Below are 16,845 nucleotides of genomic sequence, written 5' to 3'. Positions count from 1 at the left end.
GGTCACGGGGCAGCGCTCACCGCCCGCTGAAGCTGCTGGTAGGCGGCGACGAGACGGTCGAGTCGGAAGCTTCGATTGCGGCCGCTCGGGTTGGGCAGCACCCAGACGATCGCGCCGCTCATGAGGTCGGCCTGCCGTCCCCAGCTGACCTCCCGGTGGCCCGATAACGCGGCATACGCCGCCTTGCCCAGGAAGGCCACGAAGCGTGGCGCGTAGTGCTCGATCTTGCGCCGGAATTCAGCAGCGGCGGACGCGAATTCCCCGGGCGCCAACTGGTCGGCGCTGGCGGTGGGCCGGCTGACCACGGTGGTCAGGCCGCAGTGGTAGTGGAGAATCCGCTGATCGTCCTCGGGCCTGATCTCGTCCGGGGTGAAGCCCGCCAGGTGGATGACGCGCCAGAAACGGTTCGTCGGCCCGACGAAATGATGTCCCATGGCGGCGGCCATCAGGCCCGGGTTGATGCCGCAGAACACCACGGCAAGCTGCGCCGCCATCAGGTCCGGCAATGCAGCTGGCGTCCCCTCGGCCTCGCCACGCGTGCTCTGCCGCCCACGGTTCATCCGCAGATCACGCCTGTCGCCTTCGAGGCCAGTTTGCGCAGGTCCTTGCGGGACGTGCCGGCGCGGGCACGCAGCGCCAGGGTGTGCAGGGTCGCGGTGGCAAGCAGGGCCAGCGCGGTCGGGTCGGCGTCACTGTCGAGTTCGCCGCTGTCGCGTGCACGGCGCAGGCGGGCTTCGAAACGGGTGTCGAGCGTGCGAAAGCCATCCATCACGCTGCGCCGCACCTCGGGGTTGTCGACCGCTTCGGTGATGGCCGTACCCACGACGAAACACCCGCGCGCCGGGCCGTCCCCGGAGAAATAGATGGCCAATGCCGCGTCGTAGACGCGCATCAGCGCGGTATCCAGCGCATGGTCGCCGTCGAGTGCCTTGCGCATCGCGGCAAGCTGGAGTTCCCAGTAGTCGGCCAGCGCCTGCAGGTAGATCGCGCGCTTGTCGCCGAACGCCGCGCGCAGGCTGGGCCGGTTCATGCCGGTCGCCGCCGTGATGTCGTCGAGCGAGGTTGCGGCATAGCCCGACTTCCAGAAGGCGCCCGTGGCTTGTCGCAGGGCAACTTGCGGTTCGTAGGCGCGCGGGCGTCCGCGCGGCTTCTTTGCTGTTCCGTTCATTTTGTACCGTTACGTATGGAAATATTGACCTGCGGCGCCGGTCAAAATATTATCCGACGGAGTACAAAAATCACAGGGCGGCCTGCAGCCGGGTTCCCGGACAAGGAGTTGATTCATGCAAGAGCAGCATGCGCAAACGGCGGGGGCCGATCACATCGGCCTCACGGTGGGTGACCTCGAGCAATCCCGCCGTTTCTTTGTCGAATGCCTGGGGTGGCAGGTTATTGGCGGCGTACCGGCGTACCCGGCGGTCTTCGTTTCCGATGGCACCGTCGGATTGTCGCTGTGGGAGGTCGACAAGTCCGCGACCCCGGTCGCGTTTGATCGACGCAAGAACATCGGCCTGCATCACCTGGCATTGAAAGTGCCCGACGCGTCGACGCTGCAGAGCGTCTACGCCCGCGTGTCGACCTGGCCCGGCGTGCAGACCGAATTCGCGCCGGAACCGGTGGCTGCCGGCGGATCACGCATGCACTGCATGGTGCGCGAACCGGGCGGCACGCGCCTTGAATTCGTCTGCACCCTGACCGACTGAGTGTTTCGCGAAGCGGCGGCGCCCATGCAGGCAGGGCGCCGTTGTCGTCAGCGGCTCATTTCATCTGCAGGCTGTTGTTGCTGCGGTCGTGATCGGGCAAGGCATGGCCTGGGTCGATGCTGACGGATGTCACCTGGCGCGTGCCATCCACGTGCACGACGTAGCGGCGATGCTGCTGCCAGGTTTCCCACGGCACGCGCACCTGCTGCTTGCTGCCGTCGTCGTAGACCACGTCCAGCGTGGCCGGCAACACCAGCTTGTCGAGGTTGGCGAGGGTGACGTCGACGCCCTTGCGGTAATCGCCATCGGTGTAAGCCACCTTCTGCACCGCCAGATCCAGCGTCCAGTTGTGCTGGAACCAGCCGCGCCAGAACCAGCCAAGGTCCTCGCCGGTTTCGCTTTCCATGAAGCGGAAAAAGTCCGACGGGCTGGGGTGCTTGTACGCCCAGGTGGCGATGTAGCGGCGAAACGCGGGGTCGAACCGTTCCGGCCCGATGATCTGCTCGCGCAGCAGCACCATGCCGAAGGCGGCCTTGAAGTAGGTGATCGGGTGGCGGTATTTCTCCGGCACCATGTCGGCGCCGATCAGCAGCGGCGGCGCGTCGGCGTCCATCATCACCCTGGCGATCTCGTCGGCGGGGTTGCCGCCGCCGGGCGCGTATTCGCCGTCGCGCTTGGGCGCGTATTCACCGTGGTTGAAGGCGTCGTCCTCGTACACGTCGATGAAGGTGTTGAAGCCTTCGTCCATCCACGCGTCGCGGCGCTCGTTGCTGCCCACGATCATCGGAAACCAGATGTGGCCGATCTCGTGCGCGATGACCATGTGCAGGCTCTTGCCCTTTGCCCGCTTGGAATCGAACGTGATGCCGGGATATTCCATGCCGCCGGCGGTGCCGGCCTCGTTGATCGCCACCGGCCAGGGATACGGATACCACTGCTTCGAGAAGTATTCGGTGGACGCCTTGAGGAACTCGGTGGCCCGGCCCCAGGCCTGCGGGCCCGCGCTTTCCACCGGGTACACCGACATGGCCAGCGCGGTCTTGCCCTCGGGCAGGTTGATGCGTGCCGCGTCCCACACATAGGCGGCCGAGGCGCCGAAGGCCACGTCGCGGGTGTTGTGCATGCGGAAGTGCCAGGTCAGCGTGCCACTGGTCTTTGGACGGCTGGACGGCTGATTCACTTCCGCCGGCGTGCGGATCATCACCGTGGCATCGCTGCGGCGTGCCTGCTCAAGCCGCTTTTGCTGGGTCGCGGTCAGCACGTCGCCCGGGTTCAGCAGTTCGCCGGAACCGGCCACGATCATGTTCCACGGCACGGTGATGGCGTAATCGAAATCGCCGTATTCCAGATAGAACTCGCTGTTGAGATAGGGCGCGGTATCCCACCCGCGCAGGTCGTCGTAGACAGCCATGCGCGGATACCATTGCGCGATCTCGAAGATCTCGCCGTTCCTGCTGGCGTTCACGTCCATGCGACCGCCGAACTCGCCGGGCACGGTGAAGCTCCACGCGACGTGCAGCTGCAGCTTGCCGCCGTGGCCCGGCAACGCGTCGGGCAGGCGCACCTGCATGCGCGTGTCGGAAACCACCCATTTCACCGCCTGCTTGCGGCCGTGGGCGTCTTCGACGGCCACCGACGTGATCCGGTAGCCGTCGGTGAACTCGGTGGGAAACTTGTCGCCGGTGAAGGCGCCACGGGCATCCTTGCGGTAGCGGTTCTGGTCCAGCTGCAGCCACAACACGTCCAGTGCGTCGGGGCTGTTGTTGGTGTAGCTGATCACTTCGCTGCCGTCGAGCTTGCGGCTGGCCGGATCGAGCGTGGCGGTGATGCGGTAGTCGGCGCGGTTCTGCCAGTACGCCGGCCCGGGCAGGCCGCTGGCGGAGCGGTAGGCCGTTGCCGGCTGCGGGTAATCGAACGGCGCGAACGCCTGCTGCGGGTTGAACGCGGCACTATCGGCCGCGGCGGCCATGACCGGCAGGGCCAGCCACAACAGGACACTGCCGAACAGGGCGCGCGCGGTGGATGGAGTCATGGATACCTCGGGAAAAGGGCAAGGCAGGCATGATATCCACAACCTCCACGGGCCGATGGCGTGGCCGCGCGTCCGCGGGCTTGCGGAAGGTGCCGGGTGCTGGCGGCGGCAGGTCTTTTTCCCGAAAATCAGACACCTGTGTCAGTCGGCCGCACGAGGCGCGGGCCGTGGGCAACGTTACCTCGCCGGCTGGACAGCCTGCAAAAGCATGCAAGAATGAAAAATATTTCCCTTTGCGGCAGGTCGTGCCGATGACGCGAGCCACATGAAATTCAACGGTATCGTGCGCTGGCGCACCGCCGGGCTGTTGCTGGCGATGATGATCATCGTGGGCATGCCTTACATCGTGACGCTGTCCGGTCAGCGCGACACCGTGCGCGCCAACGCGTGGGTCATTCATTCCAACGAGGTCAAGGCGCTTACCTACCGGATCGCGTACGTGATCCACGACAGCGAAGCGGCCAGCTATCGCCTGCTGGCGGGCGACGCCACCGATGCCGTGCGTCAACGCGCGGCAAGGGCGGCAAGCGAAACGGCTGAATTGTTGCCGGCCCTGCACGCCATGGTGCGCGACAACCCCAGGCAACAGGCGCTGGTCAGTGCACTGGAGAGCAGCGTCAACGGCCGCATCGCCCTGATGACCCAGGCGCAGGCCCGGCTGGGCAAGGGAGATGCCGCCGGTGCGCGGCAATCGCTGCGCGATGGCGATGATCTGTTCGGCATGAACGCGCGGATCGGCGCCATCGTGGCCAACGAGGACAACCTGCTGACGGACCGTCAGGTCATGGCGGGTGAACAGGCCAGGACGGGTCGCGTGGTATTGACGATCACTGCGCTGGCCCAGCTGGTGTTGCTGGCGATCATCGTGATTATGTCCGAGCGGCAGATTGGTCAGCGGCAATTGGCGGAAACGCGAGAGGGCCGGGCGGTGCTGCGCTCGCAGCTGATCTTCCAGGCCGTGCGCGAGCCGATCGCGCTGTTTGACGAAGACCTCAACAGCCTGCTGGTGAACAACGCCTTCAGCGAGCTGTACGGCATGGACGCCGATCAGCGTTCCATGCCGCTGATCGATATCGGTGGAGGGGTGTGGAGCGATGCCGTGGTGCTGCAGCGACTGAAGGATGTGCTGCTGCGGGACCGCGAGTTGTGGGATTACGACCTGACCCAGCGTACCGCTGACGGGTTGGAGCGGCATGTGGTCATCAACGCGCGGCGGCTGCAAAAGCTGGAAACCGACGCGCCCACGTTGCTGCTGACGGTGAGCGACGTCACCGTGCGTGCGCTGGCCGAGCAGCAGGTGAACGACCTCAACCGCCAGCTGGAAGGCAAGGTGGCGCAGATCTCCGACGTCAACCGCGAGCTGGAGGCGTTCAGCTATTCGGTATCGCACGATCTGCGCGCGCCGCTGCGGCACATTTCCGGCTTTGCCCGCAAGCTGGAGCAGCACCTGGGCGATCGGATCGACGAGAAGGCCAGCCACTACATCGAGGTCATCGGCGGCTCGGCGCAGCGCATGGCGCTGTTGATCGATGACCTGCTGGTGTTTTCCCGCCTGGGCCGTGGCGCGCTGCGGCTGCAGGCGGTGGACATGCAGTCGCTGGTGGAGGAAGCCAGCGCGCTGGCCGAATCGGGCGCACCGGACCGGCGCATCGTATGGACCATCAAGCCGCTGCCGATGGTCATCGGCGACGAGAACATGCTGCGCACCGTCTGGCAGAATCTGCTGGGCAATGCGGTCAAATACACCGGCCATTGCGATGTGGCGCAGATCGAGGTCAGCGCGACCCAGGGTCGCCAGGGCGAGTACCAGTTCACCGTGAGCGACAACGGCGCCGGTTTCGACATGCAGTATGCGGACAAGCTGTTCGGCGTGTTCCAGCGCCTGCACCGCGCTTCCGAATTTCCGGGCAATGGCATCGGCCTGGCCAATGTCCGGCGCATCGTGGCACGCCATGGTGGCCGTGTCTGGGCCGAAGCCGAACCCGGGCGCGGAGCCCACTTCCACTTTTCGTTGCCGGCCACCGACCTGGCCGGCGCACACACGCGAGACAAGGCATGAACAAGAAAGACCTGCGAACCATCCTGCTGGTTGAAGACAGCGCCGCCGACGCGGAAATGGCGATGGACGCGCTGAGCGAGGCGCATCTGGCCAACCCGGTGGTGCACGTGGAAGACGGCGTCGATTGCCTCGACTACCTCCATGCGCGCGGCGCCTGGGCCACGCGCGAGCCCGGCGATCCGGCGGTGGTGCTGCTGGACATCAAGATGCCGCGCATGAACGGCCTGGACGTGCTCACCGAGATGCGCAACGACGAACAGCTGCGGCGCATCCCGGTGGTGATCCTGTCCTCCTCGCGCGAGGAAAGCGACCTGGCGCGCAGCTGGGATCTTGGCGCCAACGCGTACGTGATCAAGCCGGTCGACGTCGACCAGTTTTTCGACGCCGTGCGTACGCTGGGCCAGTTCTGGGCCGTGCTGAACCAGGCGCCCGAACAGGACTGAGCGAAACGCGAGCCAAGGCAACACGGCCGCGCTGGGCGGCCACCGAAAACGCGCAGGTGCGGGTTGAAAGGACGAGGATCATGGCGGAGCACACCGGGCCAAACCAAACGCCGCGCACCATGCCGGTCGTTCGCGTGCTGCAGGTCGAAGACAACCGTCTCGATGCCGAGCTGGTCCTGGCCGAGCTCGACGACGACGGCCTTCCCTACGAAGTGCTGCTGGTTGACGACGAAGCCCGTTTCAGCGCCGCCCTGCGCGACTTCAAGCCGCACATCGTGTTGTCCGACCTCAGCCTGCCGGGCTTCTCAGGCCAGCACGCGCTGGAGTTGCTGCGCCGGCACGACGAGGATCTGCCCTTCATCTTCGTCTCCGCCACCCTGGGCGAGGAGGCGGCGATCGAGGCACTGCGCAATGGCGCCACCGACTACATCCTGAAACAGAACCCGGCGCGGCTGGCCAGCGCCGTGCGCCGCGCGCTGGCCGAGGCCGCCGCGCGCCGGGCCAGCCGCCGCGCCGAATCCGAGTTGATCCGGGCGCAGCGCTTCGAAAGCCTGGCGATGCTGGCCGGCGGCCTCAGCCACGACTTGCGCAACCTGCTGCAGCCGCTGCTGCTGGCCGGCGACAGCCTGCAGGATTACCAGGACGACCCGCGCCTGGCGCGGCTGGGCAAGCTGGTGCGCGATTGCGGCAAGCGCGGCCTGGACATGGTGCAGTCGATGCTGTCGTTCGCGCGCGGCGCCCGCCGCGCCGAGCAGGTGCGGCTGGGCGAACTGTTCAGCGCGCTGGATCTGCTGATGCAGGGCAGCGTGCCCCGCTCGGTGGCAATGGAGCTGGCCATCGAGGACCCCGAGCTGACGTTCGAGGGCAACCACACCGAGCTGCAGCAGTGCCTGCTCAATCTCTGCCTCAACGCCATCCAGGCGATGCCCGACGGCGGCAGGCTGCGCATCGAAACCAGCCAGGCCGAACTGCCCGTCGATTTTTTCATGGCCGGCGAACAGCCGCATTCGGGCTGCTACCTGCGCATCAGCGTGATCGACAGCGGCCCGGGCATGGACAATGCCGTGCTGGAGCATCTGTTCGAGCCGTTCTTCACCACCAAGGAAACCGGCACCGGCCTGGGCCTGATGTCGTGCAAGCGCATCGTGGGCAGCCATGGCGGCGTGATGCGGGTGGACAGCGCGCCGGGCCGCGGTACCCGTTTCGATCTCTACATTCCGCTGGAAGCGCTGGCCGCCGATACCGACACCGCGCTGGAGGAGGACCTGGACGGCGCCGCCGAAAGCGTGCTGGTGGTGGTGGAAGAGGCGGGCCAGCTGTCCCTGCTGGTCGACACCCTCGATGCCTACGGCTACGAGGCGCACGCCAGCCAGAGCGGTACCGCCGCGTTGCAATGGATCGAAGCCTGCGGCCTGCCCGACCTGGTCGTGCTCGACGCCGACATGAACCTGTTCACCGGCGTGCGCACCCTGGCCGCCTTGATCGACCACGGCTACGCCGGCGCGGTGATCCTGCTGGCCCGCCCCGACGCGCCGCCCGACCCGAACGAACTGCCGTCGCTGAAAAACCTGTTCGTGGTCGACAAACCCGTGGTGACCCAGGTACTGCTGCGTACCTTGCGCAAGGCGCTGGCGGCGGTGTCGTCCGCGGAGTGAGCGAGTGCGGACGCGCCCACCGCTTGGCGCTGGGGCGACCCGACGGAAAGATCAAAAGCGAACCCCGCCCCGGCACTCCCCCGCAAGCAGGGTAGGAGAACGGCGCGTGCGGTTGATGCCGTGCTCGCGCAGCGTAGCGCCAGCGGCCATACACTTCGACTTCGGCGCGGCGCGCCTGCGCTCAGGGTGAACGGTTGCCCATCCCTCAGTCGATGCCGAGCTTCTTCAGCTTGTAGCGCAGTGCGCGGAAGGTGATGCCGAGCTTCCTGGCGGCGGCGGTCTTGTTGTAGCGGGATTCTTCCAGCGCCTTGATGATCGCGGTGCGTTCCAGGTTGCTGATGTAGTCGTCGAGGCCGCCGTCGGCGCCCGGTGCCGGCGTTGCCGGCGGCTGGCCGAGGGCGGGTTCCGCGGCGGTTTCGGGGTTGAGGCGAGAAGTCCGTTGCGGCAGCATCAGGTCGGCGGCGTCGATGCGTTCGCCGTCGCACATGGCCATGGCGCGTTCCAGGATGTTCTCCAGTTCGCGCACGTTGCCGGGGAAATCGTAGGCTTCCAGCGCCTGTTTCGCTTCGGCGGACAACTGCCCGACGCCACCGCCGTTCTTGCCGGCCAGCGCCTGCAGGATGAAGGTGGACAGTTGCGGCACGTCGCTGCGACGCTCGCGCAGCGGCGGCACGCGCAGCTCGATCACGTTGATGCGATAGAACAGATCCTGGCGGAACTGGCCCTGTTCGACCAGTTGGCCCAGGTTCTTGTGGGTGGCCGAGAGGATGCGCACGTCCACGGGAATTTCGTCACGACCGCCGATGGCGCGCACCGCCTTTTCCTGGATCGCGCGCAGCAGTTTCACCTGCATGTGCAGCGGCAGTTCGGCCACTTCGTCGAGGAACAGGGTGCCGCCTTGCGCCGCCTGGAACAGGCCTTCCTTGTCGGCACTGGCACCGGTGAAGCTGCCCTTGCGGTGGCCGAAGAACTCGCTTTCCATCAACTCGGACGGGATGGCGCCGCAGTTGACCGGGATGAACGGGCCGGCCGCGCGGGGGCCTTGTTCGTGGATCAGTCGCGCCACCAGCTCCTTGCCCACGCCCGATTCGCCGGCGATGTAGACCGGCGCCTGGTTGCGGGCCAGCTTGGCGATGGTGGTGCGCACCTGCTGCATGGCCGCCGAGTCGCCGATCAGGCGCGAGCCGAAGTCGCCGGCCTTGGTGGCGCCGCCGCCGTTGCGCTTTTCCTCGGCCAGCCGCAACGCGGTGCGTACCAGGCCGCGCAACATCTGGATGTCCACCGGTTTGGAGACGAAGTCGAACGCGCCGGCTTTCAACGCGGTCACCGCCGCGTCGACGTTGCCGTAGGCGGTGATCATCGCCACCGGCGTGTCCGGGCAGGTTTCGGCGATCAGTTCGATGATCTCCTGGCCGTTGCCGTCGGGCAGTCGCATGTCGGTGAAACAGAGGTCGTACGTGCGTTCGGCCAACGCGCGGCGCGCGTCGGCGACGGTGCCCACGGCGTCTACCTGCAGATCCATCCGGCCCAGCGTGATGGTCAGCAGTTCGCGGATATCGCGTTCATCGTCGATGACCAGAACGGTCTGTGCAGTCATGGGCTTCTTGGTTGGCAACGGTGCTGTGCAGGTTACTAGGGCAGGGCGAAAGGTCAACGCGTGGCGGCGCGATCGGCGACTTCCGCGTCGGCCGGATTGCGTGCCGGCGGCGTCAGCAGCAGCCGGAAACAGCTGCCGCCGCCGGGTACGCGCACGTATTCCAGCGCGGCCTGGTTGGCGTCGCTCATCTGCCGGGCCAGGTACAGGCCCAGGCCGGTGCCGTATTCGTGGGTGGTGTAGAACGGCTCGAAAATCTGCGCGGCCACTTTCGGCGCGATGCCCGGGCCACGGTCGATCACTTCGAGGATGGGCACACCGTGTTCGCCGCGGCGCGCCACCACCAGTACCCGCGCCGCCTGGCCGGGCATGCGGCCATAGCGCAGCGCGTTCTGCACCAGGTTCCAGATCACCTGCTGCAGTTGCTGCGGGTCGGCCACGGCGGCGACCTCGACATCGCTGTTGGTCACCGCGCGCAAGGTGTCGGCGCCGATGTCGTTGCCCTGCTTGTATTCCTCCACGAACGACTGCGCCCAGTGGCCCAGGTCCAGCGTTTCCGGCCGCGAGCGCTCGCGCCGGGACAACTGCAGGATGTTCTCGATGATCTCGTTGAGGCGGATGCAGTGGTTGTTGATGATCTCGACCATGCGCTGGTCGGTGCTGTCCATGCTTTTCGATTCGGCCAGCAGCTGCGCGGAGTAGCGGATGGCCGCCAGCGGGTTGCGGATCTCGTGCGCGATGGAGGCCGACAGCCGGCCCAGCGAGGTCAGCGTGAGCTCTTCGGCGCGGCGCGACAGCAGCGAGGTGTCGTCCAGGAAGATCAGCACGTGGGAGTCGTCGTTCGGCGCCAGACGCGAGAAACGTGGCACCACCTCGGGCACGCCGTCGGCCAGTTGGGTGGCAGTTTCGTCCAGCTTGCCCGAGGTCATCCAGTGGTACAGGCGGCGCGACAGTTCCGGTGCCAGTTGGCCCAGGTCGCGCTGGTCGGCGCCGGGGTTGCCCATCAGCATCCAGGCCGATTCGTTGATCTGGTGGATGCGGTTGGCGTCGTCCACCAGCAGCACGCCGGTCTTCATGCGGCGGATGATCAGCTCGTTGACCTGCGCCAGGTTGGCCAGGTCGGTGCTGCGCTGCTCGGCCAATGCCTCGGTGGCACGCAGTTGCCGGCCCAGCACGTGGCATAGCGTGGTGGTGGCGAAGTAGGCAAGGCCGAACAGCGCCGCTTCCAGCAGGTCGCGATCACTGGAACTGGCTTGCGTGGCATCCAGCAAGGTGTGGCCGAGGGTGCCCAGCGTGGCCAGCGCCGCGAAGAAGCTGGACAGGCGCAGCGGCAGGATCAGGGCACCCGCGCTGAGGTTCACAGCCAGCATCATGGCAATGCCGATGTGGGCTTCGCGCATGGCGGTGATCGCCAGCAGCGCACCGACGATATCCACCACCAGCGCCACCGAAACCGCGAGCCGGGCATGCGGCATGCTGCGCCGGTTCAGCAGCAACGACACCAGCGCGAACAGCAGGTAGGCCTCGGCCACATGATGGGCGAAGGCGGGGTCGGGCACGCTGGGCCAACCCAGTCCCGTGGGACTGAAGGCCAGCCCCATGTAGACCAGCGCCTGGATCAGGCGGAAAACGTTGAGAAAGGTAAGTTCGTTGTAGAACGTTGTGGCGGGTCCGCTGGAGGCGGGCAAAAGTGACGTGCTGGACATTCGCAAGGCACTCCGGGGCAGTTGCGCGAGTATAAGCGGCGCGCGCCGGACGCGCAGTGCGTGGAACACGGTTTTTCGATGCGCTGGCGGGTGCCAGCTGCCGCGTCGCGGGTTGAGCCATGCGCGGGCATTTGCGAGCATGGCCGTCCGCGCAACCGCATGCCGTGATTGATCCGGCTGTTCCGGCTCCCCTCCCCGAACAAGGTAGAACGCCATGCATGACTGGCTTTCAGAGCATCAGTTTTTCCACATCCAGGTATTGCGCTGGGCCTATGCCGCGCTGGTGACGCTGGGTGGCTTCCTGCTGGCTCGCGGCGTGTTGCGCGTGGTGTCGACCCGCTTGCGCAAGCTGGCAGAGCGCACCGGCAGCGCCGCGCTGACGATCATGGCCTCGGTACTGAAATTGACCAGCGCCACGCTGCTTTTCCTGCTTTTCGTGCTGATCGGGCTGCATGTGCTGCAGCCGTCGCCACAGGTGACGCGCTGGCTCGACAGCCTGATGTTTCTCGTCGTCGGTTTGCAGGTGGGGCTGTGGGCCAGCCATGCGATCAGCGCATGGACGGCCAGCAGCCTCAGCCGTACCGGTACCGGCGCGGGCAACCCGGTCGTGATGACGATGCTGAGCTGGTTTGCGCGCACCATGGTGTGGGCATTGCTGCTGCTGGCCGTGCTGGACAACGTGGGCGTCAACGTGACCGCGTTCGTGGCCAGCCTGGGCATCGGCGGCATCGCGGTGGCGCTGGGCTTGCAGAACGTGTTGAAGGATCTGTTCGCCTCGCTGGCGATCGGCCTGGACAAGCCGTTCGAGATCGGCGAATTCATCCAGTTCGGCGATTTCCTGGGCACGATCGCGCACGTGGGCATCAAGACCACCCGCATCCGTTCGCTCAGCGGCGAAGAGATCAGCATCAGCAACTCGATGCTGCTGGATCAGACCATCCGCAACTACAGCCGCATGCGGACGCGGCGCATCGTGTTCGGCTTCGGTTTGCCGATCGACACCCCGCGCGGCAAGGTCGAGCAGGTGGTCGAGGCGGTGCGCGACATCGTCGGCGCCGTGGAAAACACCAGGCTGGACCGGGCGCACTTCCAGCGATTCGGCCCCAGTTCGCTGGATTTCGAGGTGGTGCACATCGTGCAAAGCCCCGACTACAACGTCTACATGGATATCCAGCAGGGCATCAACCTGGCGCTGATGCAACGGCTGGAAGCGCTTGAACTGACCTTCGCCGTGCCCGTGCGCACCTTGCGGGCGGACGGGGCGGTTTACCTGCCGGGCGCGGAGGGCGGCACGAGCCCTGCCGGCTAGGCTGGGCCCGGGGTTTCGCGCCGCTTAGGCCGCGCCGGGCCTCGCTTTGGGGGCTGGCTCTTTCCATTGCGGCCCCCATCCGCGAAAATGGCGGGCCGAATCGCGTGGATTTTGCCCTTTTCAACGGCATCGGTCTTCCCGCTTTCCGCCTTCGTGACCCACGCCGCCGCACCGTGTGCGGCCACCATGTTCCCCCGTTCGCTCGAGGTATCGAATGAATTTCCACGAATACCAGGCCAAAGAACTGTTCGCGCAATACGGCATCGCCGTGCCGCCGGGCAAGGTCGCCAACTCCCCCGACGCTGCCGTCGATGCCGCCAAGGCACTGGGTGGCACGCAATGGATGGTCAAGGCGCAGATCCACGCCGGCGGCCGCGGCAAGTCCGGCGGCGTCAAGTTCTGCCGCAGCTTCGACGACGTGCGCGCCGCTGCCAAGGGCATGCTCGGCACCAACATGGAAACCTACCAGTCGGCCGGCCGTGCGCTGCCGGTGAATCTGGTGCTGGTCACCGACGCCACCGACATCGCCCGCGAGCTGTACCTGTCGATCCTGGTCGACCGTGATTCCAGGGCCGTCTCGTTCATCGCCTCCAAGCACGGCGGCGTGGACATCGAGCAGGTCGCCAAGGACACCCCGGAAGACATCCACACCATCGTGGTCGACTTCGTCGAAGGGCTGCAGCCGTACCAGTGCCGCCAGCTCGGCTTCGCGATGGACCTGACCAACAAGCAGGTCAACCAGCTCACGAAAATCATGCTGGGCCTGTACAAGCTGTTCAACGAGCAGGACCTGGCCCTGGTCGAGCTGAACCCGCTGGCCGTGCTGGAAGACGGCAACCTCGCCGCGCTGGACGGCAAGGTCAACTCCGACGACAACGCCGAATTCCGTCACCCGAACCTGGCCGCCATGCGCGACCTGACCCAGGAAGACGCGGCCGAAGCCGCCGCGCAGCAAAGCAACCTCAACTACGTGACGATGGACGGCAACATCGGCTGCATGGTCAACGGTGCCGGCCTGGCGATGGCCACGATGGACGTGATCAAGCTGGCGGGCGGCGAGCCGGCCAACTTCCTCGACGTGGGCGGCGGCGCCACCAAGGAGCGCGTCACCGAGGCGTTCAAGCTGATCACCTCCTCGGACAAGGTCAACTGCATCCTGGTCAACATCTTCGGCGGCATCGTCCGCTGCGACATGATCGCCGAGGGCATCATCGCCGCGGTCAAGGAAGTGGGCCTGACCATTCCCGTGGTGGTGCGCCTGCAGGGCACCAATGTGGAGAAGGGCCGCGAACTGCTGGCCAACTCCGGCCTGGCGATCACGCCGGCGGATGATCTCAACGACGCGGCCCAGAAAGCCGTGGCTGCGGCCAAGGCCTGAGGAGCAATCGAAACATGAGCGTACTTGTCAACAAGAACACCAAGGTGATCGTGCAGGGCTTCACCGGCCAGCAGGGCACCTTCCATGCGCAGCAGTGCCTCGATTACGGCACCCAGATCGTCGGCGGCGTGACCCCGGGCAAGGGCGGTTCCGAGCACATCGGCCTGCCGGTCTACAACGAAGTGGCCGAGGCCGTGCTGGAAACCGGCGCCGACGCGTCGGTGATCTTCGTGCCGCCGCCGTTCGCGGCCGACTCCATCCTCGAAGCGATCGATGCCGGCATCAGGACCATCGTGGCGATCACCGAGGGCATCCCGGTGCTGGACATGCTGCGCGTGAAGAACGTGCTGGCCCAGCATCCGGAAGTGGTGCTGATCGGGCCGAACTGCCCCGGCATCATCACCCCCGGCGAATGCAAGATCGGCATCATGCCCGGCCATATCCACCAGAAGGGCAAGGTCGGCGTGGTTTCGCGCTCCGGCACGCTGACCTATGAAGCGGTGTTCCAGACCACCAACGAAGGCCTCGGCCAGAGCACGGTGATCGGCATCGGCGGCGACCCGATCAACGGCCTGAACTTCATCGACTGCCTGAAGCTGTTCCAGGACGACCCGCAGACCGAGGGCATCATCATGGTCGGCGAGATCGGCGGCAGCGCCGAGGAAGACGCCGCCGAGTTCATCGGCGAATACGTGAAGAAGCCGGTGGTGTCGTTCATCGCCGGTGCGTCGGCTCCGGCCGGCAAGCGCATGGGCCATGCCGGTGCGATCATCTCCGGCGGCAAGGGCACCGCCGCGGCGAAGTTCGCCGCGCTGGAGAAGGCCGGCGTCACCACGGTGAAATCGCCGGCGGATCTGGGCAAGGCGCTGGCCAAGCTGATGAAGTAAGCAGTGATTGCCACGTTGTTGATGAAAGGCCGCGCATTGCGCGGCCTTTTGTTTTGGAGCGGGTTGTTTGAAGCGGGCCCCCATCCGCCCTGTCGGGCACCTTCCCCCGCAAGCGGAGGAAGGAAGCTGGCTGTTTCGAGGAGTCCGGCCGCTTCCTTCCCCCGTGCAACGGGGGAAGGTGCCCGACAGGGCGGATGGGGGCGCTTTCATCGCCAGCCGACGCGCACCCACAAGCGCCGCTTACCCATCCCTCTGCTGCAACGCTGCCCAATCGCGCAAATTGACCCTCGGACACGCCAACGACGAGAGCACCATGCGCGACAGCGCCAAAATCCGCTTCGCGCGCCAGCTACGGCGCGAGATGACACCCGCGGAGCGCTACCTCTGGACACGTCTGCGTCGCCGCCAGCTGTCGGGCTGCCGCTTTCGTCGCCAGCATCCGCTCGGTCCCTACATTGCCGACTTTGCCTGCGTCGAAAAGAGGCTGGTCATCGAGATCGACGGCTCCCAGCATGGAGAGTCCGGTATCGATGCGCGCCGCGACGCATGGTTGCGACAGCAGGGATTCAAGGTGATCCACTGCTGGAACCATGACGTGCTCGCCCGTGTCGACCAGGTTCTGGCGTCGATTGCGGAAGTGCTGGCCATCCCGCATTCGGACGGCTAATCGGCAGTGCGGAAAGTCGACGGCTCCATTCTTTCCCGGCAGTTGAATTACCATGGCGGCCCTCCCCACAGAATGTTTTTCGCCATGGCAAAGTTGCGTCTGGCATTGGCCCAGCAGGATTTCCCGGTCGGCGCGGTGGCTGCCAACGCGAATCGCGTGCGCCGGCTTGTCGCCGAGGCCACGGCGGGCGGGGCGGCGCTGGTGGCGTTTCCGGAACTGACGTTGAGCGGCTATCCGCCCGAGGATCTGTTGCTGCGTCCCAGTTTCCTGGCTGCCTGCGAGAGCGAACTGGCGGCGCTGGCCGCGGATTCCGCTGACGTCGCCGTGCTGATCGGGCATCCGCACAGCGAAGGCGAGGTGTTCAATGCCGCCAGCTTGTTGCGGCAGGGGCGGGTCGAGGCGACGGCGCACAAGCAGGCGCTGCCGAACTACGGCGTGTTCGATGACATGCGCTATTTCCAGCCTGGCCACGAAACCACCACGGCGGTGATCGATGGTGTCACCGTGGGCCTGCTGATCTGCGAGGACGTCTGGCGCAGCGAGCCGGCCGCGCAGGCCGCGGCTGCCGGCGCGCAACTGCTGCTGGTGATCAACGCCTCGCCGTGGGACGACGCCAAGCAGGCCGAGCGCGAGGCGGTGCTGGTGGCGCGGGCGCGGGAAACCGGCTGCGCGATTGCCTACCTCAACCTGGTCGGCGGCCAGGACGAAGTGGTGTACGACGGTGCCTCGATCCTGGTCAATGGCGACGGCTCCGTTGCCGCGCGGGCACCGGCGTTCGTGGACGCCTTGCTGTGGGCGGAATTCGATACCGAAACGCGCATGCTGGCCGCGCACGACTGGCCGCGTGCCACCGACCCCGGCGCCGACGCCACGCTGTATCACGCACTGGTGCGCGGCATCCGCGACTACATCGACAAGAACGGTTTCCCCGGCGTGCTGCTGGGTCTGTCCGGCGGCATCGATTCCGCGCTGACCCTGGCGCTGGCGGTGGATGCGCTGGGTGCCGATCGCGTCACCGCGGTGATGATGCCCACGCGCTACACCTCGCAGCTGTCGCTGGACGGTGCGCGCGCGCAGGCGGAGAAACTCGGCGTGGACTACCACGTGATCGATATCGAGGCGACTTATCAATCGTTCGTCGATGCGCTGACTCCCGCCTTCGCCGGCAAGCCGGCCGACACCACCGAGGAAAACCTGCAGTCGCGCACCCGCGGCGTGATGCTGATGGCGCTGTCCAACAAGCACCGCCAACTGCTGCTGGCCACCGGCAACAAGAGCGAGATGGCGGTGGGCTACGCCACCCTCTATGGCGACATGTGCGGTGCCTACGCGCCGCTGAAGGATGTGTACAAGACGGTGGTGTACCGGCTGGCGCGCTGGCGTAACGGAGCAGGGATTGGGGATTCGGGATT

General features: G+C 66.3%; 14 protein-coding genes. 9 read left to right on the top strand and 5 right to left on the bottom strand.

The features are described 5' to 3' along the window. Positions 1 to 2: 2 nt before the first annotated feature. Positions 3 to 560 (bottom strand): G/U mismatch-specific DNA glycosylase, encoded by a 558-nt coding sequence (gene mug, locus UU9_RS02805; RefSeq protein WP_156804157.1) that lies wholly within the window; start codon positions 558 to 560, stop codon positions 3 to 5. Continuing rightward, positions 557 to 1,168, bottom strand: coding sequence for a TetR/AcrR family transcriptional regulator (locus UU9_RS02800; RefSeq protein ID WP_007080199.1), 612 nt, complete (start codon positions 1,166 to 1,168; stop codon positions 557 to 559). Before UU9_RS02800 ends, mug begins: the two co-directional genes overlap by 4 nt. Positions 1,169 to 1,283: 115 nt before the next feature. Between UU9_RS02800 and UU9_RS02795 the strand changes: the two genes are divergently transcribed. Further along, entirely contained in the window at positions 1,284 to 1,703 is a 420-nt protein-coding gene (locus UU9_RS02795; protein ID WP_007080198.1) for a VOC family protein, read from the top strand. 55 nt (positions 1,704 to 1,758) lie between these two features. Here UU9_RS02795 and UU9_RS02790 read toward each other — a convergent pair whose 3' ends face one another. Continuing rightward, positions 1,759 to 3,735, bottom strand: a complete 1,977-nt coding sequence (locus UU9_RS02790; protein WP_007080197.1) for a M1 family aminopeptidase — start codon at positions 3,733 to 3,735, stop codon at positions 1,759 to 1,761. A gap of 265 nt (positions 3,736 to 4,000) precedes the next feature. Here UU9_RS02790 and UU9_RS02785 point away from each other — a divergent pair, with 265 nt between their 5' ends. From UU9_RS02785 to UU9_RS02775, 3 genes are all read left to right on the top strand, one after another. Next, on the top strand, positions 4,001 to 5,794 hold the full coding sequence (locus tag UU9_RS02785) for a sensor histidine kinase (protein ID WP_007080196.1): 1,794 nt from the start codon (positions 4,001 to 4,003) through the stop codon (positions 5,792 to 5,794). After that, positions 5,791 to 6,237 carry a response regulator gene (locus tag UU9_RS02780; RefSeq protein WP_007080195.1) on the top strand — a complete coding sequence of 149 codons (447 nt, stop codon included), beginning with the start codon at positions 5,791 to 5,793 and terminating at the stop codon, positions 6,235 to 6,237. The genes UU9_RS02785 and UU9_RS02780 overlap by 4 nt, the downstream gene beginning before the upstream one ends. Before the next feature lie 80 nt (positions 6,238 to 6,317). Further along, positions 6,318 to 7,892: a response regulator gene (locus UU9_RS02775; protein WP_007080194.1), complete on the top strand. Its 1,575-nt coding sequence runs from the start codon at positions 6,318 to 6,320 to the stop codon at positions 7,890 to 7,892. A 205-nt stretch (positions 7,893 to 8,097) separates the two neighbouring features. On the opposite strand, the gene UU9_RS02770 is transcribed toward UU9_RS02775, so the two are convergent. Together UU9_RS02770 and UU9_RS02765 are read right to left on the bottom strand one after the other, a co-directional pair. Next, on the bottom strand, positions 8,098 to 9,489 hold the full coding sequence (locus tag UU9_RS02770; RefSeq protein WP_007080193.1) for a sigma-54-dependent transcriptional regulator: 1,392 nt from the start codon (positions 9,487 to 9,489) through the stop codon (positions 8,098 to 8,100). 53 nt (positions 9,490 to 9,542) lie between these two features. Further along, on the bottom strand, positions 9,543 to 11,192 hold the full coding sequence (locus UU9_RS02765) for a sensor histidine kinase (protein ID WP_007080192.1): 1,650 nt from the start codon (positions 11,190 to 11,192) through the stop codon (positions 9,543 to 9,545). Between the two features lie 214 nt (positions 11,193 to 11,406). Between UU9_RS02765 and UU9_RS02760 the strand changes: the two genes are divergently transcribed. The 5 genes from UU9_RS02760 to UU9_RS02740 form a co-directional block, all read left to right on the top strand. Beyond that, positions 11,407 to 12,501 (top strand): mechanosensitive ion channel family protein, encoded by a 1,095-nt coding sequence (locus UU9_RS02760; protein ID WP_007080191.1) that lies wholly within the window; start codon positions 11,407 to 11,409, stop codon positions 12,499 to 12,501. Between the two features lie 214 nt (positions 12,502 to 12,715). Next, on the top strand, positions 12,716 to 13,879 hold the full coding sequence (sucC, locus tag UU9_RS02755) for an ADP-forming succinate--CoA ligase subunit beta (protein ID WP_007080190.1): 1,164 nt from the start codon (positions 12,716 to 12,718) through the stop codon (positions 13,877 to 13,879). Between the two features lie 14 nt (positions 13,880 to 13,893). Continuing rightward, a complete protein-coding gene (gene sucD, locus UU9_RS02750; protein ID WP_007080189.1) occupies positions 13,894 to 14,766 on the top strand; it encodes a succinate--CoA ligase subunit alpha in 873 nt (290 codons plus the stop codon). A 313-nt stretch (positions 14,767 to 15,079) separates the two neighbouring features. Next, the gene (locus tag UU9_RS02745) at positions 15,080 to 15,433 is read left to right on the top strand and encodes an endonuclease domain-containing protein (RefSeq protein WP_007080188.1); all 354 of its coding nucleotides are present in this window, start codon (positions 15,080 to 15,082) and stop codon (positions 15,431 to 15,433) included. Positions 15,434 to 15,517: 84 nt separating this feature from the next. After that, positions 15,518 to 16,845, top strand: a 1,328-nt coding sequence (locus tag UU9_RS02740; RefSeq protein WP_040670108.1) for an NAD+ synthase, incomplete at its 3' end; no start/stop codon positions are given.

Origin of the sequence: Rhodanobacter fulvus Jip2 (assembly GCF_000264315.1) — a bacterium.
GTDB classification, from domain to species: Bacteria; Pseudomonadota; Gammaproteobacteria; order Xanthomonadales; family Rhodanobacteraceae; genus Rhodanobacter; species Rhodanobacter fulvus.
Note: the sequence above shows the minus strand (reverse complement) of the source record. Positions and strands in the feature narration are given on the sequence as shown.

What these genes read in the sequence shown, in the direction of transcription:
- UU9_RS02760 (WP_007080191.1), top strand. Translation starts at nt 11,407, where the DNA reads ATGCATGACTGGCTTTCAGAGCATCAGTTTTTCCACATCCAGGTATTG.
- UU9_RS02770 (WP_007080193.1), bottom strand. Translation starts at nt 9,489, where the DNA reads ATGACTGCACAGACCGTTCTGGTCATCGACGATGAACGCGATATCCGC.
- UU9_RS02785 (WP_007080196.1), top strand. Translation starts at nt 4,001, where the DNA reads ATGAAATTCAACGGTATCGTGCGCTGGCGCACCGCCGGGCTGTTGCTG.
- UU9_RS02800 (WP_007080199.1), bottom strand. Translation starts at nt 1,168, where the DNA reads ATGAACGGAACAGCAAAGAAGCCGCGCGGACGCCCGCGCGCCTACGAA.
- UU9_RS02790 (WP_007080197.1), bottom strand. Translation starts at nt 3,735, where the DNA reads ATGACTCCATCCACCGCGCGCGCCCTGTTCGGCAGTGTCCTGTTGTGG.
- UU9_RS02745 (WP_007080188.1), top strand. Translation starts at nt 15,080, where the DNA reads ATGCGCGACAGCGCCAAAATCCGCTTCGCGCGCCAGCTACGGCGCGAG.
- mug (WP_156804157.1), bottom strand. Translation starts at nt 560, where the DNA reads ATGAACCGTGGGCGGCAGAGCACGCGTGGCGAGGCCGAGGGGACGCCA.
- sucD (WP_007080189.1), top strand. Translation starts at nt 13,894, where the DNA reads ATGAGCGTACTTGTCAACAAGAACACCAAGGTGATCGTGCAGGGCTTC.
- UU9_RS02775 (WP_007080194.1), top strand. Translation starts at nt 6,318, where the DNA reads ATGGCGGAGCACACCGGGCCAAACCAAACGCCGCGCACCATGCCGGTC.
- sucC (WP_007080190.1), top strand. Translation starts at nt 12,716, where the DNA reads ATGAATTTCCACGAATACCAGGCCAAAGAACTGTTCGCGCAATACGGC.
- UU9_RS02795 (WP_007080198.1), top strand. Translation starts at nt 1,284, where the DNA reads ATGCAAGAGCAGCATGCGCAAACGGCGGGGGCCGATCACATCGGCCTC.
- UU9_RS02765 (WP_007080192.1), bottom strand. Translation starts at nt 11,192, where the DNA reads ATGTCCAGCACGTCACTTTTGCCCGCCTCCAGCGGACCCGCCACAACG.
- UU9_RS02780 (WP_007080195.1), top strand. Translation starts at nt 5,791, where the DNA reads ATGAACAAGAAAGACCTGCGAACCATCCTGCTGGTTGAAGACAGCGCC.